Here is a 21,721-nt window from a genome sequence, read left to right on the forward strand (position 1 = left end):
TGGCATTATTTTACTGAAAGGAAAAGAATATAAAAGTATTGAATACACTCACTTTAATTTGAAAAAATAAATAACATGGTCTCTTATCGTATATTTCTAATCTTTTTCTTTTTAGTGGTTTCCTGTAAGGATAAGGATAATCAGAAGGGAAAAGTAGTCATGAATTCACAAGAAAAGAGGCAGGGATTTCGGCCCGACTGGGTAGACAAGGTAGGTGCTAAAGAAAATAAATTCAAAGACAGTACCTATTTTGTCAACAATTATAATGCTATAAATGATGGTTCCGCTCTTACAACAAATGCAATTCAAAAGACTATAGATGATTGTTTTAGAAATGGAGGGGGAACTGTTGCTTTTAAACCAGGGATATACCTTACAGGCTCAATATTTATTAAGGAGGGTGTTCATTTTATTGTTCATAAGGGCGTCGAAATCCGGGGGAGTGAGAATATAGAAGATTATCCATTAATAGACACCCGGGTTGCCGGAGTAGAACTGGAATGGCCTGCGGCTTTAATAAATGTGCGAGATCAAAAAAATGTTACAATAAGTGGAAATGGAATTGTTGACGGCCAGGGGAAGGTCTTTTGGGATTATTACTGGAAATCACGTAGGGAGTATGAACCCAAAGGTCTGAGATGGATTGTTGACTATGATGCCCAAAGACCAAGAACATTTTTAATTTCTAATTCTAAAAATATCTTTTTAAAAGATCTGAATATTCAAAAAGCAGGATTCTGGACTGTCCAGGTGCTTTATTCTGAATATGTTACCGTAGATGGATTAACTATTCGGAATAATATTGGGGGGCATGGTCCAAGTACTGATGGCATAGACATCGATTCTTCTCAATGGATACTGGTACAAAATTGTGATATCGATTGTAATGACGATAATTTCTGTCTTAAGGCAGGTAGGGATTGGGATGGGTTAAGGGTTGACAGGCCTACTGAATATGTGGTAATTCGAGACTGTATAGCGAGACAGGGTGCAGGTCTATTCACTATAGGAAGTGAAACTTCCGGGGATATTCGTCATGTTTATGTTTCAAATATTCAGGGAATGGGGGCCAGAAATGGACTTAACATTAAATCTGCTACTACCCGTGGAGGAACTGTTGAAGATATTTATCTTGAAAATATAAAAATGGATAGCGTGGGTACATTTATGGAAGTTTCAATGAACTGGAATCCAACTTATAGTTATTCCAAATTGCCAAAAGAGTATGATATAAATAAAATTCCCGAACACTGGAAGACTATGCTTAAAAAAGTAGAGCCTGCATTTAAGGGTATTCCTAAATTTAAGGATATAACTTTATACAATATTGAAGTGAAAAATGCCAAAAGAGCAATCAATGTGAACGGTATAGACAGTTCCTTGGTCGAAAATATGAATTTAAAAGATGTGCATATACACTCAGAAAAAGCTGGCCAGATAAATTTTAGTAAAAACTGGAATCTGAACAATGTAAGCCTAAATATAAATAATGGTTCTAAATTAGAAATTATGAATACGTACAAAGTGAAGTTTCATGATTCAATATATCAGCACTAATAAAAGTTTAAGTTAATTAAAAATTGGACCTCTTCAATTCTAAACCTCAATAAGCCTAAAACTATTTAATTCTAAAAATTCAAAAAATCTAGTTTTTTGGATAAAAATGGAGTGATAATATAAAATTTAAAAAAATCATTTTAATCGTGTAATCGATTGCGTTCAATCCAAAAAGAAGAAATTAGGACACGATCAGAATTTAGATATGCACATCACCCTAAGGATGTTAAAGGATATACTACCGAGGAATTAAGGGAGCATTTTCTTATTCCGGAATTATTTGTCAAAGACCAAATTTCACTTACTTATACCATGTACGACAGGTACATCCCCGGAGGAGCTTTTCCAGTATCAAAATCATTGAAACTGGAAGCTATCGATGAGCTTAAGGCTGATAATTTTCTAGACCGTCGCGAATTGGGAGTGATCAACTTTGGAGGTAAAGGAAAGATTACCGTAGATGGGGAGTCATATGAGATAGGCCACAGGGAAGCTCTATATGTAGGTAGAGGTCCTAAAGATGTAGTTTTCGAGGCTACCGATGAACAACCTTATTTCTATATCAATTCAGCTCCTGCGCATAAATCCTATCCAACGAAAAAGGTGACTAAAAAAGAAGCTGAGGTTGTTGAGCTGGGAGATTCAAAATATTCTAATAAAAGGGTCATTAACAAGCTGCTGGTAAATTCGGTCATAGATACCTGCCAGTTGCAAATGGGAATGACCGAACTTCAGGAAGGAAATATCTGGAATACCATGCCGCCACATACTCACGAAAGACGTTTGGAGGTATATTTCTATTTTGACCTTGCAGAAGGGCAAACCGTAAGTCATTTTATGGGACAGCCGCAGGAAACAAGACATATCTTTCTTCAGAACCACCAGGCGGTGATCTCGCCCCAATGGTCTATACATGCCGGTGCCGGGATCTCCATTTTAACTTTTATCTGGGGTAAGGCCGGGGAGAATCTTGATTATGGAGATATGGATAAAGTATCTGTTGACGAACTGAAATAATTCAAAATGGAGAAGTGAAATTTAATGCAGCTGGTGCTAGTTTTATTTCTCTTTATTCCACTAATTTAAAGCAGTAAATTTCTTGTTGGAATTAATATTCTAAGAAAAGCCCGTGTTAGTTTTACGGGCTTTTTTATAGAACCTTTTCACGCCTGGAAGAACACGATATATAAAATGGCCATCAATGCGATCGAGATCAACACAGCACTAACGATGTTTTCGATTTTAGAATCTGCCATTTGAATATATAGTTTTCCTATACATACGTATAAAGCGGTAATCCGGTTTTAGATTTGTCTTCAAGAAAAGCCACTAACCCCTTAACTTTTAGTTTCTTAAATGTATATATGTCAATTATATTGATACATTTGTAGTACTATTTACTTACCCCTATGGTTTTGCAATCCCCACAAACTAGTAAAACCAAATTATTTTGATTTTCGTATATAATTGTGAGCAGATTTCACCCGATGACCGGCTTTCCCCAATTTTATGGTGGTGAGATGGAGGAAATCCGTAAAATATTCTAAATTTATGCCCTAGAAGGGGCCCGATAGTAACCAAACATCCATGAGGAAGTACAGAGATTTAGTTTTGATCCTTTTACTTTCAGTATCTCTTTCCTTCGCGGTAAGGGGTCAGGACCCGCCGGCTCCAGACACGAAGAGTCATACTGATCCGCCATGTGATCCGGGGACCAGTGGCGATGGAGGCAGCACCGGTGTTCCGCCGCCGGTAGGACTTTGTCTGCCCATAGATGACTACGTTTATTTACTGATGGCTGTAGGTGTCATGTACGGATGCTATAAAATGCGGAATTTTGAACTTCGTTAACCTAATTCTGTCAGTCGCTTGACATATTTCCCGATCACATCAAACTCCAGATTGACCGTATCCCCTTTCCGAAGATTTTTAAATGTCGTATGCTCATAGGTATAAGGAATGATCGCTACCTGGAAACTGTTCCTGGCTGAATTGACCACTGTGAGGCTTACGCCATTTATTGTGATCGAGCCCTTTTCAATAGTTACATTTCCCTGTTTTGGATCGTATTCAAAACTGAATATCCAGCTTCCTGAAGCTTCTTCGATATTTTTGCAGATCGCCGTCTGGTCTACATGTCCCTGGACAATATGCCCATCCAGCCTTGCGCCCAGTTTCATGCCGCGTTCCAGGTTTACAGCATTTCCGGTTTTTAAGTCGCCAAGATTGGTCTTTTGAAGAGTTTCCTTGATAGCGGTTACCTGGTACACTTTTTCAGAAATATGGACTACCGTCAAACAAACGCCATTGTGAGCCACGCTCTGGTCTATTTTTAGTTCAGGAGTCATTTCAGCTTCCACAAAAAGATGCAGATTCTCATTCTCCTTTTCGATGCGGCTTATTTTGCCGGTTTCTTCAACAATACCCGTAAACATTGTATTCTTTAATTGTTACATTTGTGGGTAAATGTAAATATTATATCGCGAAAGTGTATGAAACATTCTGAAATGATCAAACTGGGAATAAGTATAGGAGATTTGAATGGGATAGGCAGTGAGATCGTGCTGAAGACTTTTGACGATCCAAGGATGCTGGAATTCTGCACGCCGGTGATCTTCGCGAATTCCAAGACTATCAATTTTCTGAAAAAACATTTTAACCTGTCCTTGCATTTCCAGGGTATCGACGAACCTTCGAAGGCGATCGACGGGAAGATCAACGTCATGAACGTCTGGAAAGAGAATGTAAAGGTCAATTTTGGAGAAGAAGATACCAGGATCGGGGATTATGCCTTCCGGTCTTTGGAAGCGGCTACCGAGGCGTTAAAGAGTGACGAGATCGATGTGCTGGTCACAGCCCCGATCAATAAACACACGATACAGTCAGATAAATTTAATTTTCCCGGGCATACCGATTACCTGGCGCGGGAACTGAATGGCAAGAGCCTTATGTTTATGATCACCGACAATCTGAAAGTTGGATTGCTGACAGATCATGTGGCTTTAAAAGACATCGCCAATACCATTACCCCGGAACTGATCGAAGATAAGATCGCGATCATTCAGCAGACTTTAAAGCAGGATTTCAGGGTAGAAAAACCGAAAATTGCCGTTTTGGGAATCAATCCTCACAGTGGGGATAATGGTGTGATTGGTAAGGAAGATGAAGAAATTCTGAAGCCCACCATCCAGAAAATCAGGGATAAGGGGCATCTGGTTTTTGGGCCTTATTCGGCTGATAGCTTCTTCGGAAGCAAGAATTACCAAAATTTTGATGCCGTCGTGGCCAGCTACCACGACCAGGGACTTATTCCGTTTAAAACCCTATCCTTCGGGAGAGGAGTGAATTTTACCGCAGGATTGAGTAAAGTAAGGACTTCACCAGATCATGGAACGGCCTTTGAAATTGCCGGCAAGAACGAAGCGAATATTAATTCTTTTAAAGAAGCGGTTTTCAAGGCCTTGGAAATTTTCAAAGCCCGGGAAGAATACAAGGAATTAACCAGTAACCCCTTGAAAAAACAAGGAAGAAAGATATAAACAAATTTTGTTTATAATTCATTTGTAATTGATTAATTTTTATATCTTTGCACCCGCCTTTCCGGGATCGGAAGGTGCTCAAAACTGATGACGATGAGGAATTTAGATGAGTTCACAATTCCTTTTAAGGGATTAAAACTTGGGAAACACCAGTTTGAGTATGAGTTAGATAACGAGTTCTTTGAACATTTTGAGTACGAGGAGTTCAACAGTGCCGATGTGAAGATCGACCTGCTGTTCGAAAAGAAAACCACTATGATGGAGCTTACTTTTCTGGCAACAGGAACTGTGAATGTGAATTGTGACCTTACCAACGAACCATACGATCAGCCCATAGATGGCAAATTGTTTCTGGTGATCAAGTTTGGCGAGGAATTCAATAATGAAGATGAAGATTTACTGATTTTGCCTCACGGTGAATATGAGGTGAATATTCAGCAATACGTTTACGAACTGGTCGTGTTGTCTGTTCCGCAGAAGAAAATTCATCCGGGAGTAGAAGACGGCACCTTGAAATCTGAAGTACTTGATAAGCTGGAAGAGCTTAGTTTGAAAAATCAGAAAAAGAAAAATGAGGATGAAACAGATCCTCGCTGGGATAAACTAAAAAATTTATTAAACGAATAATAACAGGAAGCCATGGCACATCCAAAGAGAAAAATTTCTAAAACCAGAAGAGATAAGAGAAGAACGCATTACAAAGCTTCGGCTCCTAAGGTAGCTGTAGATGCTGTAACAGGTGAACCACACCTTTACCACAGAGCTCACTGGCATGAAGGTAAATTATACTACCGTGGCCAGGTATTGATTGACAATACGGAAGAAATTGAAGCTTAATAACTTAAGCGCATAGAAACTAGAGAAACTCTCACATCGTGGGAGTTTTTTGTTTTAAGTTGATTAAGTCCTAAAAAGACCTTAATTTGCAAGCCGGTTAGAATTAATTTTAGTAATTTACTATGAATGTTGAATATGTTTGTGGGCCGGTTACGGGTGAATTAAATCCTATTTTATGAGTAAAATCACAGCAGCAATTACAGCTGTAGGCGGGTATGTGCCCGAAGATGTGTTGACCAACGAAATGTTGGAAGAAATGGTGGAAACGACAGATGAATGGATCACCACCAGAACTGGAATTAAAGAGAGAAGAATTCTCAAAGACCCCACAAAAGGAACCTCATTCCTGGCCATCGAAGCAGCAAAAAACCTGATTCAGAAGGCTGATATCAATCCTGAAGAAATAGATTTGATCGTGATGGCTACTGCCACACCAGATATGCCAGTAGCTGCTACCGGTGTTCATGTGGCCAGCCAGATCGGAGCTATCAATGCTTTTTCCTATGATTTGCAAGCTGCGTGTAGCAGCTTTCTTTATGGACTTTCTACAGGTGCTGCCTATATTGAATCCGGGCGATACAAGAAAGTGCTGGTCATTGGAGCAGATAAGATGTCTTCTATCATAGACTATACAGATCGTACGACCTGTATCATCTTTGGAGACGGTGCCGGTGCGGTTCTTCTGGAACCGAATACGGAAGGACTTGGACTTCAGGACGAGATTTTAAGGTCAGACAGTATTGGCCGGGAATCTTTAAAAATTTCCGCAGGAGGATCATTGATGCCTCCTTCCGAAGAAACCGTCGCCAAGAAGTTGCATTATGTGCACCAGGATGGTAAAACGGTTTTCAAATTCGCCGTATCTAACATGGCCGGAGTGAGTGAGCAGATCATGCTTCGCAATAACCTGACCAATACTGATGTGAACTGGCTGGTAGCACACCAGGCCAATAAACGCATTATCGATGCTACGGCGAATAGGATGAACCTGAACGATGAGGGGAAAGTACTGATGAATATCGAAAGATATGGAAACACTACTTCAGCAACTTTACCACTCTTGTTAAGCGATTACGAAAAACAATTTAAAAAGGGAGATAACCTGATTTTCGCCTCTTTCGGAGGTGGCTTCACTTGGGGAGCCGCGTACCTGAAATGGGCCTATAACTCATAAAAAACCAACACCAAATATTATGGATTTAAAAGAAATTCAGAATCTGATAAAATTCGTTGCCAAGTCTGGTGCTAGCGAAGTAAAGCTGGAAACCGGTGATGTAAAGATCACAATCAAGACAGGTGGAGACGAAAAAGAAACAACAATTGTTCAACAGGTTCCTGTTGGAGGTGGGCAGATGCCCCAACAGCAAATTCCTGTACAGCCACAGCAGCAGGCCCCGGCGCCGGCGCCACAGGCTCAGGAAAGCAGCGCTGAAAAGAGCGAATCTTCCGGAGAAGATACCTCTAAATACATCACTGTAAAATCCCCGATCATCGGTACTTTCTATAGAAAACCTTCTCCAGATAAGCCTGCATTCGTAGAGACTGGAGCAACGGTAAAAGAAGGTGACGTACTTTGTGTTATCGAAGCCATGAAACTTTTCAACGAAATTGAAAGTGAAGTTTCCGGAAAGATCGTAAAAGTATTGGTAGACGATTCTTCACCTGTGGAGTTCGACCAGCCATTGTTCTTAGTAGATCCTTCTTAATCTAACTACCCGTTTAAAAACCTGCCGGTTTCCCCGGCAGCATAAAAGCATTAGGTATGTTTAAAAAAATATTGATAGCCAACAGGGGAGAAATCGCTCTAAGAGTGATCAGAACCTGTAAAGAAATGGGGATTAAAACGGTTGCAGTATATTCAACTGCAGATGCCGAAAGTCTTCACGTAAGATTTGCTGACGAAGCGGTTTGTATTGGCCCAGCTCCCAGTAACCTCTCTTACCTGAAAATTTCGAATATCATCGCTGCCGCGGAAATTACCAACGCAGATGCGATCCACCCGGGTTACGGGTTCCTTTCAGAAAATGCCAAATTTTCAAAGATCTGTGCAGAGCATGAGATCAAATTCATTGGTGCATCACCAGATATGATCGCAAAAATGGGAGATAAGGCTACGGCCAAAGCGACCATGCGTGCCGCCGGAGTACCGTGTGTACCGGGCTCAGAAGGTGTTCTGAAAGATTATAAAGAATGTCTGAAAGTTGCTAAGGAAATAGGTTTCCCGGTAATGCTGAAAGCCACCGCCGGTGGTGGAGGTAAGGGAATGCGCGCCGTTTGGAAAGAAGAAGACCTGGAGCCAGCTTGGGAATCGGCTCGAAAAGAGGCAGATGCTTCCTTCGGGAACGATGGCATGTACATGGAAAAATTGATCGAGGAACCTCGTCACATCGAGATCCAGGTCGTTGGAGACAGCACCGGTAAGGCCTGTCACCTTTCAGAAAGAGACTGTTCGATCCAGCGTCGCCACCAGAAACTTACAGAAGAAACTCCGTCACCATTTATGACTGACAGTCTTCGTAAGAAAATGGGGGAAGCCGCAATAAAAGCTGCGGAATTCATTAAATATGAAGGAGCTGGAACCGTGGAATTCCTGGTAGACAAACACCGTAATTTCTATTTTATGGAAATGAATACGCGTATCCAGGTAGAGCATCCAATTACCGAGCAGGTGATCGACTATGACCTGATTCGCGAACAGATCCTTGTAGCCGCAGGTGTGCCGATCTCTGGTAAAAATTACATCCCGCAACTGCACTCTATTGAATGTCGTATCAATGCGGAAGATCCATACCACAACTTTAGGCCGTCTCCCGGCAGAATTACCAATTTACATGCACCGGGAGGTCATGGAGTAAGGATCGATACACATGTGTACAGCGGGTATATCATTCCGCCGAACTATGATTCGATGATTGCAAAATTGATCACGACCGCTCAAACCAGGGAGGAAGCCATTAATAAGATGAAACGAGCTCTGGACGAGTTTGTGATCGAAGGGATCCAGACCACTATTCCGTTCCATCGCCAGCTGATGGATCATCCAGATTATATCGAAGGGAATTATACTACGAAGTTCATGGAAGACTTCCAGATGAAGCCCAAAGAAGCTTAATACTATCAAACCCCGGAATCTTCCGGGGTTTTTTAATGCGCTAATTTTTGTAATTTCAGCAGGAAAATAGAATGTATGAACTTTTCCTTCTGGGAGCGCGATTCCTGGTTCTCGAAAATTGACTATACCATAATAGGAAGTGGAATTACCGGACTCAGCTGTGCTTTGCGCCTGAAAGAGCTTCGTCCGGAAGCCAATGTCCTGATCCTTGAAAAAGGGATTTTGCCGGAAGGTGCCAGCACCAAGAATGCCGGTTTTGCCTGTTTTGGGAGTATTTCGGAGATACTGGACGACTTGCGCACGCATTCCGAAGACGAAGTGGTGGAACTGGTAAAAAAGCGCGTAAATGGGCTGGAATTGCTTCGAAAAAATTTGGGTGATCGCGCGATCGGGTATCAAAGCTTTGGCGGTTACGAGCTTTTTTCGCCTTCAGATGAAGCCTTATATGCTGAATGCCTTCAGAAGATCCCCGAAATAAACGAGTTGTTAAGACCCATTTTTCACGATGCAGTTTTCAGCGAAAAGGCAAATCAATTTGGTTTTAGGCAAATTCAGCCAAAATTGATCTACAGTCAGTTTGAAGGCCAGATCGATACCGGGAAAATGATGACCGCTTTACTGAAGAAAGTCCAGGTAGCCGGGGTGAGGATCCTCAATAATTGTAAGGTTTTAAAGATGAAGCCAGAGAATGGGCGGGTAACTATCGAAACCGATAAATTTCGCTTACAAACCGATCACCTGCTCATCGCAACCAACGGATTTGCCAGCAGACTGGGAATTGAGGAGGTGAAACCAGCCAGGGCCCAGGTCCTGATCACCAAACCACTTTCCAAATTGCCGTTCGAAGGGACTTTCCATCTGGACCGGGGTTATTATTATTTCAGAAATGTGGGAAACAGAATTCTTTTTGGTGGCGGAAGAAATTTAGATTTTAAAACAGAAGAAACTGATACATTTGGTGAAACATCGGTAGTTCAGGAAAAACTGAAAGAGCTGCTGAAAACCACCATTTTACCTGGGCATTCATATGAAATCGATTACTCCTGGAGCGGGATCATGGGCGTTGGCAACCAGAAAAAACCGGTCCTGAAAAAACTGGATGAAAATGTGTATTGCGGAGTTCGACTGGGCGGAATGGGAATTGCCATTGGAAGCCAGGTGGGAACAGACCTTGCCAATTTAGCTTTAGAATATGATTAAACGAATACTCAAATTTTTACTCAAAGCGATCGCCTATCTTTTTGTTTTCAGCATTCTTATCACCCTGCTGTTCAAATGGGTGCCGGTGCCTTTTACACCGCTTATGGCGATCAGGTATTTTGAAAATCCTGAGGAATCCATTCAGCATGATTGGGTGCCGATGGAAGATATTTCGCGTCACATGCAGCTGGCTGTGATCACCAGTGAAGATCAGAACTTCGTTAATCACAGTGGTTTTGATTTTGAAGCCATCGAAAAAGCGATCGAAGATAATAAGAAGGGAAAGAGAGTGCGCGGGGCTTCCACCATTTCCCAGCAAACCGCTAAAAACGTGTTTCTGTGGCCGGCACGAAATTATTTTCGGAAAGGCCTGGAAGCTTATTTCACATTCCTGATCGAAAATATGTGGAGCAAGGAACGAATTCTAGAAGTGTATCTCAATAGTGTGGAAATGGGCAAAGGAGTGTATGGTGTGCAGGCTGCAGCACAATTCTGGTTTCATAAAGATGCCAGCCAGTTGAGCGCTCAGGAAGCAGCGGCGATTGCGGCCATACTTCCCAATCCCAGGGAATACCGTGCGAACCCCGCAAGTAACTATATACAGGGACGGAAGAACTGGATCGTACGCCAGATGTGGAACTACGGAAAATTTAAGCTGGATTGATGGGCATACGCGAAGAACTGATCAGGATTTGCAGGGAAAAGATCGATGAGAAAGTAGCTTCTCTGAAAAAGTCTATGGACGGGCTCAAGGAAGATCTTGAGAACGAATCCAAGAGCAGCGCGGGCGATAAGTATGAAACCAGCCGGGAAATGATCAATATCGAATGGAACAAACTGAGCCAGCAACTGGTGGAATTTGAAAAGCAGTTAAAAACCCTCAACCGGGTCCAGCATCTGGAACCTAAAGAAACCGTGCAGCTTGGTGCTATCGTAGATACTGGTAAAGCACGCTATTTCATCTCGGTGCCGGCCGGTGAGATCTACCTGGATCACCAGCGTTATTATGCCATTGGGGTTCATTCACCCATCGCCCAGGCCATGCTGGGCAAGAAAAAAGGAGAGTTTTTCAGTTTCCGGGAAACGTCCACAAAAATTAACAGTATCGCCTAAAAATTCTTCATACAAGCTGTGCAGAAATTTGCTACTATTACGCACTTTTTTGTAGGGTATGAAACATTCATTTTTACTGCTATTATTTTTCAGCAGTCTGTGTCAGGCACAGTTCCAGTTCGGCCTCAAGGCAGGTTTGAACAGCGCTGATATTCGTTACAATATTGAAAATTATAATCCACCTGCTGCGTTGGGTTACCAGGCCGGCGGGATGGTGAAATATGCCTTTTGTGAAGGCTTCGGAATGCAATCTGAACTACAGTTCGCTGCGGAAGGCCATAAGGATGACCGGCTGAACAACCTGAACTGGCCATTATTTTTCCGGGCCAACTGGGGAAATTTTGGAATTTACGGCGGTGACCAGCTTTCTTTTTTACTGTCTGCGGAAAGCGGAAAAGAATATTATGAAAAATCCAGTTTTGGCGGAATTGCCGGAGTAGACTATCAGTTGAAATCAGGTTTATGCTTTGACCTTCGTTACTGTTTCGGGACGTCTTCGGTCAACCGCGAATTTGTGGAAATTGCTGATGCCAATGGCGCATCCTATTATGGGTATACCGCTTACCCGAGGGTTTTTCAGTTTAGCATAGGTTACTGGTTCTAGGCCAGCCTGCTGCGAATTAGCTGTTCATCTATTTCCAGCGGAACAACTTCTCCCTTTTCATACGCGCGCTCACTTCGGAAAAAGATCTTTTCCTTCTGAAGCAAAGCTTCATTTAAGTAATAGGAGCCACTGAAATACGATCTTAAAACCTCTGCCTGCAAAGTAGCTTCCGAAGAAGCAGGCTTGAGTTCATGCGGGTAAATGAGCACGCGTTTCCTGCTATCTTCAACATCCAGCGTTCGCAACATCAGGTGGTTCACATCGCCAAAAAGCGAAGCCACATATTTATTGGGAGGCATGCTATAGAGATCTTCCGGGGCAGCATCAGCGTAGATCTTCCTGTTTTTAAGTACGATCGTACGATCGGCAAAAGACAGGGCATCTGTCATGTCGTGGGTGGCAACGATGGTGGTGATCTGGTGCTGCTTGAGGTAACTGAAAAGTTTTCTTCGTAAATTATTCTTTCTGAAATGGTCTATATGGCTAAAAGGTTCATCGAGCAGTAAAAGTTCCGGTTCCTTAGCCAGCGCTCGTGCCAGTGCGATCCGTTGCTGCTGGCCACCGCTCAGGTGCTTCGCTTTGACATCAGCAAGGTCTTCCATTTCGACCACTTCGAGTAACTCCCTGATGCGTCGTTTCTTTTTTACCGGGTAGAAATTACTGAGATATTTTCCCACATTATCAGCCGCCGAAAGCGGGAGCATCAGGTCGAAATCCTGTGCAAGGTACTTGATGAATTCTTCGCCGGGAACCAGGTTATAATTCGGCCCGAGCAGTTCCTGGTCCTTCCAGAAAATTTTTCCGTCAGTATGAAGTAAACCGTAGATCAGTTTCAGAAGGGTACTTTTGCCACAACCACTTTCCCCTATCAGCGAAATATGCTGTCCTTCCGCTGCGGAAAATGTAATGTTTTCGAGAATTGGTGTCTGGTCGTAAGCGAAGGAAACCTTCTGCAGTTCTAACATAAATCGAAAATTTTAAAGCTCAAATTACTAATTTTTGTAAGCCAAAACCGAAATTTTATATATTTATCTATATGCCAAACCTTTAGCTATTGTCATGGAAAATTCAATGGAGAAATCTGAAGATCTTCAGCCGCAACCGGTGTACCCACGACTCACGATTGAGGAGATCAAAACCGAAGTTCTCAGCCACCTTTACCTGGAAAAAGGTCTTCTTTCCACTTTTATCTCCATGTTGAAAAGACCTTCCAAAACAGTTGAGATTTATCTTCATGGAAATCGCCGGAAAATCCAGAATCCCTTTCGTTATCTGATTATTGGGGTGGCTTTTTCCACTTTCATCATGCTGGCCAATCCTTCTTTCCGGAATTATATCAGTAACATTCAGCAAAGCAGTAAAGGAAATTATGATCAGCTTGACGCTGCTACGGGACTGTCTTTCTACGAAAAATTTACACAGGCACAGGAAATCTATATGTCTTACCAGAACCTGGTGCTTACCCTGGCCATTCCCTTAATCGCCCTGGTGACCTTCCTGTTCTTCCGAAAAAAAGCTTATAATTTTGCGGAACATATGGCCATTAACTGCCTCGTTTTTGGAACGATCTACTGGCTCAGTGGTTTGTTCAGCCTGGTGACTTTCTTTATGGATTATTCATTTATTATTTACCTGAGCTGGTTTCTCACTTTTGCCATTGGGACTTATTTATATTGGAAAGTTTTCTCGATCAATATTTTTAAAAGTATGCTCAGCATCCTTTCGGCTTATCTTGCGGCTATGGTTGTGGGAATCTTTTTCCAGATCGCGGTGTTCCTGGTATTATTGATCTTATAAAAAAAGCGGCTCAAAGGCCGCTTTTCAATAATTTGAAAGGAAGTTAGTTCTTCATGTTTTTATCAATATCATTCGGAAGCGCTTCAAAGCCCATATTATAGAACGTAAACCCAAAAATATCGGCGTATTCGTCTATGATCATACTGGTTGGTTTCCCGGCACCGTGACCTGCTTTGGTTTCAATACGGATCAATACTGGCTCATTTCCAGCCTGTTTTTCCTGTAATTCCGCAGCAAATTTAAAGCTGTGTGCTGGTACCACGCGGTCATCATGATCTCCGGTAGTCACCAGGGTGGCAGGATATTCGGTTCCGGCTTTCACATTGTGAACTGGCGAATAATTATAGAGATACTGGAACATTTCAGCATTATCTTCAGCAGTTCCATAATCATAAGCCCAACCCGCACCGGCTGTGAAGGTGTGGTAACGAAGCATGTCCATAACACCTACTGCCGGTAAAGCAACTTTCATTAAATCTGGTCGTTGAGTCATTGTCGCTCCTACAAGCAGACCGCCATTGGAACCACCGCGAACAGCAAGATAATCCCTGGAAGTATAGCCATTGTCAATCAGATATTCCGCTGCTGCGATAAAATCATCAAAAACGTTCTGTTTCTTGGTCTTGATACCGGCATCGTGCCATTCGCGACCATATTCTCCACCTCCCCTTAAGTTTGGAACGGCGTAGATACCACCCTGCTCCAGCCAAACGCTCATCGCGGTGCTGAATCCAGGGGTAAGACTAATGTTGAAACCTCCATAACCGTAAAGAATCGTTGGATTCTTCCCGTCCAGCTGCGTGCCTTTTTTGTAGGTGATGATCATCGGAATTTTAGTCCCGTCTTTCGACTCGTAAAATACCTGTTCGCTGGTATAATCTTCGGAATTGAAATCGATATCAGGCTTGTTATATACTTCAGAAGTTCCCTTTTCTATATCGTATTTATAGATCGTTCCCGGTGTTACATAATTGGTAAATGAGTAATAGCTCACCTTTTCTTCTTTTTTGGTACCAAAACCACCAACCGAGCCAATGCCTGGCAATTCCACCTCACGAACGAGTTTCCCGTCATAATCATACTGTTTTACCTGGGAGATCGCATCTTTCATATATTCCGCAAAAAAATAGCCGCCGCCGGTGGATGGGGACAGGACATTTTCGGTTTCTGGGATGAAATCCATCCAGTTTTCGGGAGTGGGATCAGAAGCGTCTACAGTAACGATCCTTCGGTTTGGAGCATTCAGATTGGTTACTATGTACAACTTGCTGCCCTCGTTATCGATCACGTACGAATCGGTGTCAAAATTGTCAATTATCGTTACGAGTTCAGGATTTTCAGCAGTAAGATCCATCAGGTATAATTCCCCTCCGGAAGTAGAATTTCTGGCTGAAATGATGAGGTAGTGATCATCTTCGGTCACACTTCCGCCCACATAGCGGCGCTTTTGAGCGTCAGAATCCCCAAAAATTACCTGGTCTTCGCTCTGTGCCATTCCCAGTTTGTGGTAATATAATTTATGCTGATCGGTTTTTGCGGAAAGCTCGCTTCCGTCTGGTTTGTCATAGCTGGAATAGTAGAAACCATCGTTGCCTTTCCAGGAAAGTCCGCTGAATTTGACGTCTTTGATCGTATCGCCCATGATCGCGCCGGTTTCGGCATTTTTTACGATCACTTTACGCCAGTCGCTTCCACCTTCAGAAATTGCGTAGGCCAGAATTTTACCGTTATCGGAAAAGCTCATTCCGGCAAGAGAGGTGGTGCCATCGTCGCTGAAGCTGTTGGGATCGAGGAACACTTCGGCTTCCGCATCTTCCGAATCTTTGCGATACAGCACATTTTGGTTCTGCAGACCATCATTTTTGAAAAAATAGATCTTTCCGCCTTCCTTAAAAGGAGCACCGAGTTTTTCGTAGTTCCATAATTCGGTCAAACGCTTGCGCAATTGATCGCGATACGGGATTTTGTCCAGGTAATTGAAGGTTACTTTGTTTTCAGCCTTCACCCAGGCTTCAGTTTCCGGGCTACGGTCATCTTCCAGCCATCGATAGGGATCTTGTACTTTGGTCCCAAAATAATCGGTGACGGTATCTACTTTTTTCGTTTCAGGATAGTCCAATTGTTGTTGATTTTGGCAATTTGCATTCAGGCTGATGCTCAAAACACCTGCGCTGAAAACTCCGGTAATTAGTTTTTTCATCTTTAAGCTCTTAAGTCGCCTAAAGTTAGCACAAAAAAAGCCCGAAAAAAATACAGTTTTCGGGCTTCGGAAATATTTATAACTTTTCTACAAAAGATGGTGTTCTTTTAGGTATTCCGCAATCTGAACCGCGTTGGTGGCGGCACCTTTCCGAAGATTATCAGCTACGATCCACATATTGAGCGTATTTGGCTGGGAATAATCTCTCCTGATGCGGCCCACGAAAACATCATTTTTACCTTCCGCATAGATCGGCATCGGGTACGTGTTGGTCGTAGGATTGTCCTGAACCGTAACACCCGGGAAATCATTAAGGATCTGGCGAACCTGTGCTTCGTCGAAATCTCTCTCAAATTCGATGTTGACAGATTCTGAATGTCCTCCTACTACCGGAATGCGAATGGCCGTGGCAGTCACTTTTACCGAATCATCCCCAAGGATCTTCTTGGTTTCATTGGTCAGTTTCATTTCTTCTTTCGTGTACCCATTATCCTGAAAAACGTCGCAATGTGGCAGCGCGTTTTTATGAATAGGGTACGGATAGGCCATTTCCGCGTTTTCACCTTTATATTCGCTTTCCAGCTGGTTTACAGCCTTGACACCGGTTCCGGTAATCGATTGATAGGTAGACACCACGACTCTTTTGATGCCGTAGTTATCGTGCAGCGGTTTCAGCGCCATGAGCAACTGAATGGTGGAACAGTTAGGATTCGCGATGATCTTGTCTTCTTTCGATAAAAGCCTGGCATTGATCTCCGGAATGACCAGTTTATGATCTGGGTGCATCCTCCAGGCTGAAGAATTGTCTACCACCGTGGTACCGGCTTCCGCAAATTTTGGGGCCCAGTTAAGAGAAGTATCGCCGCCCGCGGAAAAAATAGCGATCGCTGGTTTCATGGAAACGGCTGTTTCCAGGCTTACCACTTCGTATTCCTTCCCGCTGAAAGCAATCTTCTTTCCAACCGATTTTTCTGATGCCACAGGGATCAATTGGGTTACGGGAAAATTGCGTTCTTCCAGAACTTTCAGCATGACGTTTCCTACCATTCCGGTAGCGCCTACAACGGCTACTTTCATTTTTTCAGAATTTAAAATTTTGACTGCAAAGGTATTGACTGTACTGAAATACCAAACCTTTCGGCTTCCAAATTATGCTGAAATTTAGAATTTTAAACGCATTTAGAGATTTTGTTCAAAAAAATACCCCGGCTTTCGGCCGGGGTTTATAGTTGAAATAAGTAGTGTAGCGGTAAGCGTACTTCTTATGGTTTAGACGTTTCGTTTTTTCAATTCGTCGCGAATCTCGGTAAGCAGTTCTTCCTGAGTTGGTCCTTTTGGAGCCGGAGCAGCAGGAACGTCTTCTTTTTTCTTCATATTATCATAAGCACGGAGCACCAGGAAGATGAACAGGCCAATAATAATGAAATAGATAATTGCCTGGATCAGGTTTCCGTAGGTGATCACAGCGGCTTCCGCTTCACGGGCTGCGTCGAGACTATCGTAATGTTCGCCGGTTAGCGAAATGAACTTTTGCGAGAAATCAATTCCCCCGGTTATTAGCCCAATGATTGGCATGATCACATCATCTACTACGGAAGATACGATCTTGTTGAATGCCGCACCAATTACCACTGCCGTTGCCAGCATGATAATGTCTTTCTGAAAAAGAAATGCTTTGAAATCTTTGAAAAAAGCCATGCTTTTAGTTTTAAGGTTACAGGCTAAATTTAGTTAAAAAAATCAAAATATTTGTTAAAATTATCCGTTGACGATTTTTCGGGTCACCCGCCGCTGAATGCCGGTGATCAGTTCATAGGAGATGGTTCCGCCCGCTTCGGCAAAATCATTGGGATGGTACTTGCCGCCGAACACGATCACCTCGTCGCCTTCCTCGCAATCGATCCCGGTGATGTTCACCATAATGATATCCATGCACACATTCCCCACGATCGGCGCAAACTGACCATTGATGTGTACTCCGGTTTTTTGTTTTCCGTAGATGCGGTTGATGCCATCGGCATGGCCAACGGGTAGCGTTGCGATCTTCGTGGTATCCTGTGCCGTAAAGACGCGGTTATACCCTACGGTAGCGCCTTTTTCAATGGTTCGGATCTGTGAAATAATGGTTTTGAGAGTCACTACCGGTTTGAGTGCCGGATCCACGGTTTTGTCATTTCCGAAGCCATACAGGCCAATTCCCGTTCGCACCATATTAAATGCGGCTTTCGGGTAATTAATGATCCCAGACGTATTGCAAATATGTAGCAGTGGTTCCGCTTCCAGGTTTTCGATAAGCTGCCAGCTCATTTTGCGGAAAAGGTCGATCTGCCCTACGGTAAAGTCTCGTTCCTGCCAGTCTTCGCTGGCGGCCAGATGGGAAAATATGGACGCGACTTTTAAGGTTTTGGTATGCTGAATAAGCTCGATGACCCTTGGTAGTTCAGGCGGATCAAAACCAAGACGATTCAGGCCGGTATTGAGCTTGATATGAACCGGGTAATGCTGCTGCTGCAGTTTTTCCGCCGTTTCAATAAAAGCCCGCAGTGTTTTTTCACTGTACAGATTGGGTTCCAGGCAGTGTTTGATGATCTCTTCAAAATGGGTGAATTGCGGGTGAAGCACCAAAATGGGCTTGGTGATCCCGTTTTCGCGCAACCTGATGCCTTCTTCCACATAAGCGACTGCAAAATAATCGGTTCCCAGTTCTTCCAGTTTTCGCGCAATGGCAACGGAATCACTTCCGTAGGCATGGGCTTTGACAACCGATAAAAACCGGACGTTCTTATCGATCTTTGATCTGAAATATTGATAATTGTGTGCCAGATTCCCGAGATCGATCTCCAGAACGGTTTCTTTGGCTTCAGGCATTCTCTTCTTTGGGTTTGATTTGCAGTTCTTCCGGCTCCTTCACATCCAGCTTTTTCACGCGTTCCTTCAGCATGGCCTTGTAATATGCGGCCCGGCTCAGCGGTTCATATTCTTCATTTTCTCCCAGGAATACCAGGTCGTCGTTGATCGCCTTCCGGTAGCTGTACTGGGCGAGGTTGCCGGTGCGGGTGCAGACCGCGTGTACTTTGGTCACATATTCCGCAGTGGCCATTAAATTGGGCATGGGGCCAAAGGGATTTCCTTTAAAATCCATATCGAGGCCGGCCACGATCACCCGAATTCCCTGGTTCGCAAGGTCATTGCAAACCGTCACGATCTCATCATCAAAAAACTGGGCCTCGTCTATTCCCACCACGTCACAACCATCTGCCAGGATCCTGATATTGGATGCGGAAGGCACCGGCGTGGAACGAATCTCATTGGCGTCATGAGAGACCACCATTTCTTCATCATACCGCGTATCGATGGCGGGTTTGAAGATCTCAACCGTTTGTTTGGCAAATTTGGCGCGCTTGAGCCGGCGGATGAGTTCTTCGGTCTTACCGGAAAACATCGAACCGCAGATCACCTCAATCCAACCAAATTGCTCTTCGTGATTTACTGTATTTTCGAGAAACATTTTGTAATTTTCAAGTCGAAATGGGAAATACCTCTTTCGCATAAAGGTGGAACAAATTTATTAAAAATCCAACCCTGCCTGAAGTGTTATGCTGAAAGTTATTAAACCCATTGAAAGAGCCTTTTGGTATTAATTTTGGACAATTTCAGATGTTATCCACTCGTAATCATACAAATCACAACCGATGAAAAAGAAATTAGAAGCAGAGCTTAAAAAACTAGCCGAATCAATCCTGAACGCTCAGGGTACTTCGAACCTGGCAGATATGAAGCAGCGCGCGCGTGAATTATATGAGAAAATAGCTATTTTGGAATTTACGGAAAACAATCTCGAAGCTCAGTTCGAAAATCAGGTTTCACTACAGAAACCAGAACCGGTAAAGCAGGAACCTGTTGCACCGGTCAGGAAACCGGAGCCCGATTACGATGAGCGCTATCCCAATGGAATGGAGTTCAACGAGGATACCGATGCGATTACGGAGCCCAACACCGAAAAGATCAAGGATATTGTGGCTCAGATGCCACCAGAGACGGCAAAGGTGGATACCATGATGAATAAAATGAATGAGCCAGAGCCTGCTCCTACCAGGGAAATCCCCAAGCAGGAACCTACACCAGAACCAGATCGAGGCTTTAATTTTGATGTGGATTACGACAATCTTCCAAATTTTGAACCGGTAAATCATGTGGAAAAGCACCAGCAGAACAAACCTCGCTCACTAAACGACCGGTTGAAAAAAGGAATCAATATTGGCTTGAACGAGCGCCTTGCTTTTATTAGGCATTTGTTTGATGGGAATACGGCTGATTACAACCGGGTGCTATCACAATTAAACACCTTTAACAGCCTGGAAGAAGCCAGGAAATTCATCGATAAGATCGTGAAGCCAGATTATAATCACTGGCAGGGCAAAGAAGAATACGAAGAGCGTTTTATGGCTCATATTGAGAATAAATTCGACTAATGTCAAAACTCTATCTGGTTCCCACGCCGATCGGAAACCTGGAAGATATGAGTTTCCGGGCCATTCGAATCCTGAAAGAGGTAGACCTGATCCTTGCCGAAGACACGCGGAACAGCGGGAAACTTCTGAAACACTTCGACATTTCCACTCCTATGCTCAGTCACCATATGCATAATGAGCACAAAACCGTGGAAGGCCTCGTGAACAGGATCAAATCTGGCGAACGCATGGCACTGATCAGCGATGCGGGAACTCCTGCGATCTCCGATCCGGGGTTCTTACTAAGCCGCGCCTGCGTCGAAGCGGGAATTGAAATAGATTGTTTGCCCGGAGCCACAGCCTTCGTGCCGGCGCTTGTGAACAGCGGACTTCCAAATGACAAATTTGTCTTTGAAGGCTTTTTACCAGTTAAAAAAGGTCGACAAACCCGGTTGAATCTATTGGCGGAAGAAACCCGAACCATGATCTTTTACGAATCCCCTCATAAGTTGCTGAAAACACTTTCTCATTTCGCGGAATATTTTGGTTCAGAACGGAGGGTTTCCGTTTCGCGGGAAATCACCAAACTCCATGAAGAAACCATTCGCGGCACAGCAACTGAAGTCCTAGAACACTATACACAGCATCCCCCAAAAGGAGAAATTGTTATTATCGTTGCCGGAAAAAATTGATGAAAGAGCTGCTTGCGGAAATACGAAATTGCAGGCTTTGTGAACAGCATTTGCCATTAGGTCCCAATCCTATAATTGAAGCTGCTGAAAATTCCAAAATAATCCTGATTAGTCAGGCGCCTGGGAAGGTGGTACACGAAAGCGGTATCGCCTGGAAAGATCAAAGTGGAAAAAAGTTGCGGGAATGGCTGGGCGTGGACGAGGATACATTTTACAATAAGAACAATTTCGCCATTTTGCCAATGGGATTTTGTTATCCGGGGAAAGCGAAGACCGGTGATGCACCGCCCAGGAAAGAATGCGCACCGCTCTGGCATGAGCCGGTTTGGAAACATCTCGAAGAAGTAAAACTCAAAATCCTGATTGGAGCGTATGCAGCGAATTATTACCTCGGTCCTGGAAAACTAACAGAGAAAGTTCGTGATTTTGAGCAATTTCAGCCAGAGTTCTGGCCTGTTCCGCATCCTTCGCCGGTAAACAGATTCTGGCGCGCTAAAAACCCCTGGTTCGAGCAGGAAATTATTCCAAAACTTCAGCTGAAAATTCAGGAGATTTTATGCTGAAATTGTAATTTTAGCATTCCTGAAACCACTGGCTTTTCAATTCAAAAATCACGATT

Annotated in this window: 24 protein-coding genes; 17 read left to right on the top strand and 7 right to left on the bottom strand. The window is 43.4% G+C overall.

Annotated elements, in window-relative coordinates:
- The first annotated feature begins 159 nt into the window (after positions 1 to 159).
- The 3 genes from GRFL_RS07205 (at position 160) to GRFL_RS07215 (ending at position 3,408) form a co-directional block, all read left to right on the top strand.
- Positions 160 to 1,557, top strand: coding sequence for a glycoside hydrolase family 28 protein (locus GRFL_RS07205; protein ID WP_086047639.1), 1,398 nt, complete (start codon positions 160 to 162; stop codon positions 1,555 to 1,557).
- Positions 1,558 to 1,713: 156 nt separating this feature from the next.
- On the top strand, positions 1,714 to 2,574 hold the full coding sequence (kduI, locus tag GRFL_RS07210; RefSeq protein WP_236995897.1) for a 5-dehydro-4-deoxy-D-glucuronate isomerase: 861 nt from the start codon (positions 1,714 to 1,716) through the stop codon (positions 2,572 to 2,574).
- A 570-nt stretch (positions 2,575 to 3,144) separates the two neighbouring features.
- Positions 3,145 to 3,408 carry a hypothetical protein gene (locus tag GRFL_RS07215; protein ID WP_083643973.1) on the top strand — a complete coding sequence of 88 codons (264 nt, stop codon included), beginning with the start codon at positions 3,145 to 3,147 and terminating at the stop codon, positions 3,406 to 3,408.
- Here the strand turns inward: GRFL_RS07215 and GRFL_RS07220 are convergent.
- Positions 3,405 to 3,992 (bottom strand): riboflavin synthase, encoded by a 588-nt coding sequence (locus GRFL_RS07220; protein ID WP_083643974.1) that lies wholly within the window; start codon positions 3,990 to 3,992, stop codon positions 3,405 to 3,407. The genes GRFL_RS07215 and GRFL_RS07220 overlap by 4 nt on opposite strands.
- Before the next feature lie 57 nt (positions 3,993 to 4,049).
- Between GRFL_RS07220 and pdxA the strand changes: the two genes are divergently transcribed.
- From pdxA to GRFL_RS07270, 10 genes are all read left to right on the top strand, one after another.
- Positions 4,050 to 5,096, top strand: coding sequence for a 4-hydroxythreonine-4-phosphate dehydrogenase PdxA (gene pdxA, locus GRFL_RS07225; protein ID WP_083643975.1), 1,047 nt, complete (start codon positions 4,050 to 4,052; stop codon positions 5,094 to 5,096).
- Between the two features lie 93 nt (positions 5,097 to 5,189).
- Positions 5,190 to 5,723 (top strand): YceD family protein, encoded by a 534-nt coding sequence (locus GRFL_RS07230; RefSeq protein ID WP_083643976.1) that lies wholly within the window; start codon positions 5,190 to 5,192, stop codon positions 5,721 to 5,723.
- A 12-nt stretch (positions 5,724 to 5,735) separates the two neighbouring features.
- A complete protein-coding gene (gene rpmF, locus GRFL_RS07235) occupies positions 5,736 to 5,933 on the top strand; it encodes a 50S ribosomal protein L32 (RefSeq protein WP_083643977.1) in 198 nt (65 codons plus the stop codon).
- Positions 5,934 to 6,108: 175 nt separating this feature from the next.
- Positions 6,109 to 7,107: a beta-ketoacyl-ACP synthase III gene (locus tag GRFL_RS07240; protein WP_083643978.1), complete on the top strand. Its 999-nt coding sequence runs from the start codon at positions 6,109 to 6,111 to the stop codon at positions 7,105 to 7,107.
- A gap of 19 nt (positions 7,108 to 7,126) precedes the next feature.
- Entirely contained in the window at positions 7,127 to 7,639 is a 513-nt protein-coding gene (gene accB, locus GRFL_RS07245) for an acetyl-CoA carboxylase biotin carboxyl carrier protein (RefSeq protein WP_083643979.1), read from the top strand.
- A 56-nt stretch (positions 7,640 to 7,695) separates the two neighbouring features.
- A complete protein-coding gene (gene accC / locus GRFL_RS07250) occupies positions 7,696 to 9,045 on the top strand; it encodes an acetyl-CoA carboxylase biotin carboxylase subunit (RefSeq protein WP_083643980.1) in 1,350 nt (449 codons plus the stop codon).
- A gap of 75 nt (positions 9,046 to 9,120) precedes the next feature.
- Entirely contained in the window at positions 9,121 to 10,245 is a 1,125-nt protein-coding gene (locus GRFL_RS07255) for an NAD(P)/FAD-dependent oxidoreductase (protein ID WP_083643981.1), read from the top strand.
- A complete protein-coding gene (gene mtgA, locus GRFL_RS07260) occupies positions 10,238 to 10,909 on the top strand; it encodes a monofunctional biosynthetic peptidoglycan transglycosylase (protein ID WP_083643982.1) in 672 nt (223 codons plus the stop codon). Before GRFL_RS07255 ends, mtgA begins: the two co-directional genes overlap by 8 nt.
- Positions 10,909 to 11,358, top strand: coding sequence for a transcription elongation factor (locus GRFL_RS07265; protein ID WP_083643983.1), 450 nt, complete (start codon positions 10,909 to 10,911; stop codon positions 11,356 to 11,358). The genes mtgA and GRFL_RS07265 overlap by 1 nt, the downstream gene beginning before the upstream one ends.
- Before the next feature lie 58 nt (positions 11,359 to 11,416).
- Complete coding sequence (locus tag GRFL_RS07270) at positions 11,417 to 11,962, top strand: outer membrane beta-barrel protein (RefSeq protein ID WP_083643984.1); 546 nt, start codon at positions 11,417 to 11,419, stop codon at positions 11,960 to 11,962.
- Here the strand turns inward: GRFL_RS07270 and GRFL_RS07275 are convergent.
- Positions 11,959 to 12,927: an ABC transporter ATP-binding protein gene (locus GRFL_RS07275; protein ID WP_083643985.1), complete on the bottom strand. Its 969-nt coding sequence runs from the start codon at positions 12,925 to 12,927 to the stop codon at positions 11,959 to 11,961. The genes GRFL_RS07270 and GRFL_RS07275 overlap by 4 nt on opposite strands.
- 94 nt (positions 12,928 to 13,021) lie before the next feature.
- On the opposite strand from GRFL_RS07275, the gene GRFL_RS07280 reads away from it, so the two are divergent.
- Positions 13,022 to 13,759, top strand: coding sequence for a DUF3667 domain-containing protein (locus tag GRFL_RS07280; protein ID WP_083643986.1), 738 nt, complete (start codon positions 13,022 to 13,024; stop codon positions 13,757 to 13,759).
- A gap of 43 nt (positions 13,760 to 13,802) precedes the next feature.
- Here GRFL_RS07280 and GRFL_RS07285 read toward each other — a convergent pair whose 3' ends face one another.
- The 5 genes from GRFL_RS07285 to GRFL_RS07305 form a co-directional block, all read right to left on the bottom strand.
- A complete protein-coding gene (locus tag GRFL_RS07285) occupies positions 13,803 to 15,959 on the bottom strand; it encodes a prolyl oligopeptidase family serine peptidase (protein ID WP_083643987.1) in 2,157 nt (718 codons plus the stop codon).
- A gap of 87 nt (positions 15,960 to 16,046) precedes the next feature.
- On the bottom strand, positions 16,047 to 17,036 hold the full coding sequence (locus GRFL_RS07290; RefSeq protein ID WP_083643988.1) for an aspartate-semialdehyde dehydrogenase: 990 nt from the start codon (positions 17,034 to 17,036) through the stop codon (positions 16,047 to 16,049).
- A 192-nt stretch (positions 17,037 to 17,228) separates the two neighbouring features.
- On the bottom strand, positions 17,229 to 17,657 hold the full coding sequence (gene mscL, locus GRFL_RS07295; RefSeq protein ID WP_083643989.1) for a large conductance mechanosensitive channel protein MscL: 429 nt from the start codon (positions 17,655 to 17,657) through the stop codon (positions 17,229 to 17,231).
- A gap of 60 nt (positions 17,658 to 17,717) precedes the next feature.
- Complete coding sequence (gene alr, locus GRFL_RS07300; protein ID WP_083643990.1) at positions 17,718 to 18,827, bottom strand: alanine racemase; 1,110 nt, start codon at positions 18,825 to 18,827, stop codon at positions 17,718 to 17,720.
- Positions 18,820 to 19,467 (bottom strand): thymidine kinase, encoded by a 648-nt coding sequence (locus tag GRFL_RS07305; RefSeq protein WP_083646007.1) that lies wholly within the window; start codon positions 19,465 to 19,467, stop codon positions 18,820 to 18,822. Before GRFL_RS07305 ends, alr begins: the two co-directional genes overlap by 8 nt.
- A gap of 184 nt (positions 19,468 to 19,651) precedes the next feature.
- Between GRFL_RS07305 and GRFL_RS07310 the strand changes: the two genes are divergently transcribed.
- From GRFL_RS07310 to GRFL_RS07320, 3 genes are read left to right on the top strand one after another with little or no spacing between them, the layout of a single operon-like run.
- Positions 19,652 to 20,431, top strand: a complete 780-nt coding sequence (locus GRFL_RS07310) for a hypothetical protein (RefSeq protein WP_083643991.1) — start codon at positions 19,652 to 19,654, stop codon at positions 20,429 to 20,431.
- Entirely contained in the window at positions 20,431 to 21,102 is a 672-nt protein-coding gene (gene rsmI / locus GRFL_RS07315; RefSeq protein WP_083643992.1) for a 16S rRNA (cytidine(1402)-2'-O)-methyltransferase, read from the top strand. Before GRFL_RS07310 ends, rsmI begins: the two co-directional genes overlap by 1 nt.
- Positions 21,102 to 21,665 carry a uracil-DNA glycosylase family protein gene (locus GRFL_RS07320; protein ID WP_083643993.1) on the top strand — a complete coding sequence of 188 codons (564 nt, stop codon included), beginning with the start codon at positions 21,102 to 21,104 and terminating at the stop codon, positions 21,663 to 21,665. The genes rsmI and GRFL_RS07320 overlap by 1 nt, the downstream gene beginning before the upstream one ends.
- Positions 21,666 to 21,721: the final 56 nt, after the last annotated feature.

The organism is Christiangramia flava JLT2011 (assembly GCF_001951155.1).
GTDB lineage: Bacteria > Bacteroidota > Bacteroidia > Flavobacteriales > Flavobacteriaceae > Christiangramia > Christiangramia flava.

Bases quoted from the DNA above. Each gene is read 5' to 3' on its own strand.
- GRFL_RS07215 (WP_083643973.1), top strand. From the start codon at position 3,145: ATGAGGAAGTACAGAGATTTAGTTTTGATCCTTTTACTTTCAGTATCT.
- GRFL_RS07205 (WP_086047639.1), top strand. From the start codon at position 160: ATGAATTCACAAGAAAAGAGGCAGGGATTTCGGCCCGACTGGGTAGAC.
- mtgA (WP_083643982.1), top strand. From the start codon at position 10,238: ATGATTAAACGAATACTCAAATTTTTACTCAAAGCGATCGCCTATCTT.
- GRFL_RS07270 (WP_083643984.1), top strand. From the start codon at position 11,417: ATGAAACATTCATTTTTACTGCTATTATTTTTCAGCAGTCTGTGTCAG.
- alr (WP_083643990.1), bottom strand. From the start codon at position 18,827: ATGCCTGAAGCCAAAGAAACCGTTCTGGAGATCGATCTCGGGAATCTG.
- GRFL_RS07285 (WP_083643987.1), bottom strand. From the start codon at position 15,959: ATGAAAAAACTAATTACCGGAGTTTTCAGCGCAGGTGTTTTGAGCATC.
- GRFL_RS07290 (WP_083643988.1), bottom strand. From the start codon at position 17,036: ATGAAAGTAGCCGTTGTAGGCGCTACCGGAATGGTAGGAAACGTCATG.
- GRFL_RS07305 (WP_083646007.1), bottom strand. From the start codon at position 19,467: ATGTTTCTCGAAAATACAGTAAATCACGAAGAGCAATTTGGTTGGATT.
- GRFL_RS07220 (WP_083643974.1), bottom strand. From the start codon at position 3,992: ATGTTTACGGGTATTGTTGAAGAAACCGGCAAAATAAGCCGCATCGAA.
- GRFL_RS07230 (WP_083643976.1), top strand. From the start codon at position 5,190: ATGAGGAATTTAGATGAGTTCACAATTCCTTTTAAGGGATTAAAACTT.
- accB (WP_083643979.1), top strand. From the start codon at position 7,127: ATGGATTTAAAAGAAATTCAGAATCTGATAAAATTCGTTGCCAAGTCT.
- rsmI (WP_083643992.1), top strand. From the start codon at position 20,431: ATGTCAAAACTCTATCTGGTTCCCACGCCGATCGGAAACCTGGAAGAT.
- GRFL_RS07280 (WP_083643986.1), top strand. From the start codon at position 13,022: ATGGAAAATTCAATGGAGAAATCTGAAGATCTTCAGCCGCAACCGGTG.
- mscL (WP_083643989.1), bottom strand. From the start codon at position 17,657: ATGGCTTTTTTCAAAGATTTCAAAGCATTTCTTTTTCAGAAAGACATT.
- pdxA (WP_083643975.1), top strand. From the start codon at position 4,050: ATGAAACATTCTGAAATGATCAAACTGGGAATAAGTATAGGAGATTTG.
- rpmF (WP_083643977.1), top strand. From the start codon at position 5,736: ATGGCACATCCAAAGAGAAAAATTTCTAAAACCAGAAGAGATAAGAGA.
- accC (WP_083643980.1), top strand. From the start codon at position 7,696: ATGTTTAAAAAAATATTGATAGCCAACAGGGGAGAAATCGCTCTAAGA.
- GRFL_RS07265 (WP_083643983.1), top strand. From the start codon at position 10,909: ATGGGCATACGCGAAGAACTGATCAGGATTTGCAGGGAAAAGATCGAT.
- GRFL_RS07275 (WP_083643985.1), bottom strand. From the start codon at position 12,927: ATGTTAGAACTGCAGAAGGTTTCCTTCGCTTACGACCAGACACCAATT.
- GRFL_RS07255 (WP_083643981.1), top strand. From the start codon at position 9,121: ATGAACTTTTCCTTCTGGGAGCGCGATTCCTGGTTCTCGAAAATTGAC.
- GRFL_RS07320 (WP_083643993.1), top strand. From the start codon at position 21,102: ATGAAAGAGCTGCTTGCGGAAATACGAAATTGCAGGCTTTGTGAACAG.
- GRFL_RS07240 (WP_083643978.1), top strand. From the start codon at position 6,109: ATGAGTAAAATCACAGCAGCAATTACAGCTGTAGGCGGGTATGTGCCC.
- GRFL_RS07310 (WP_083643991.1), top strand. From the start codon at position 19,652: ATGAAAAAGAAATTAGAAGCAGAGCTTAAAAAACTAGCCGAATCAATC.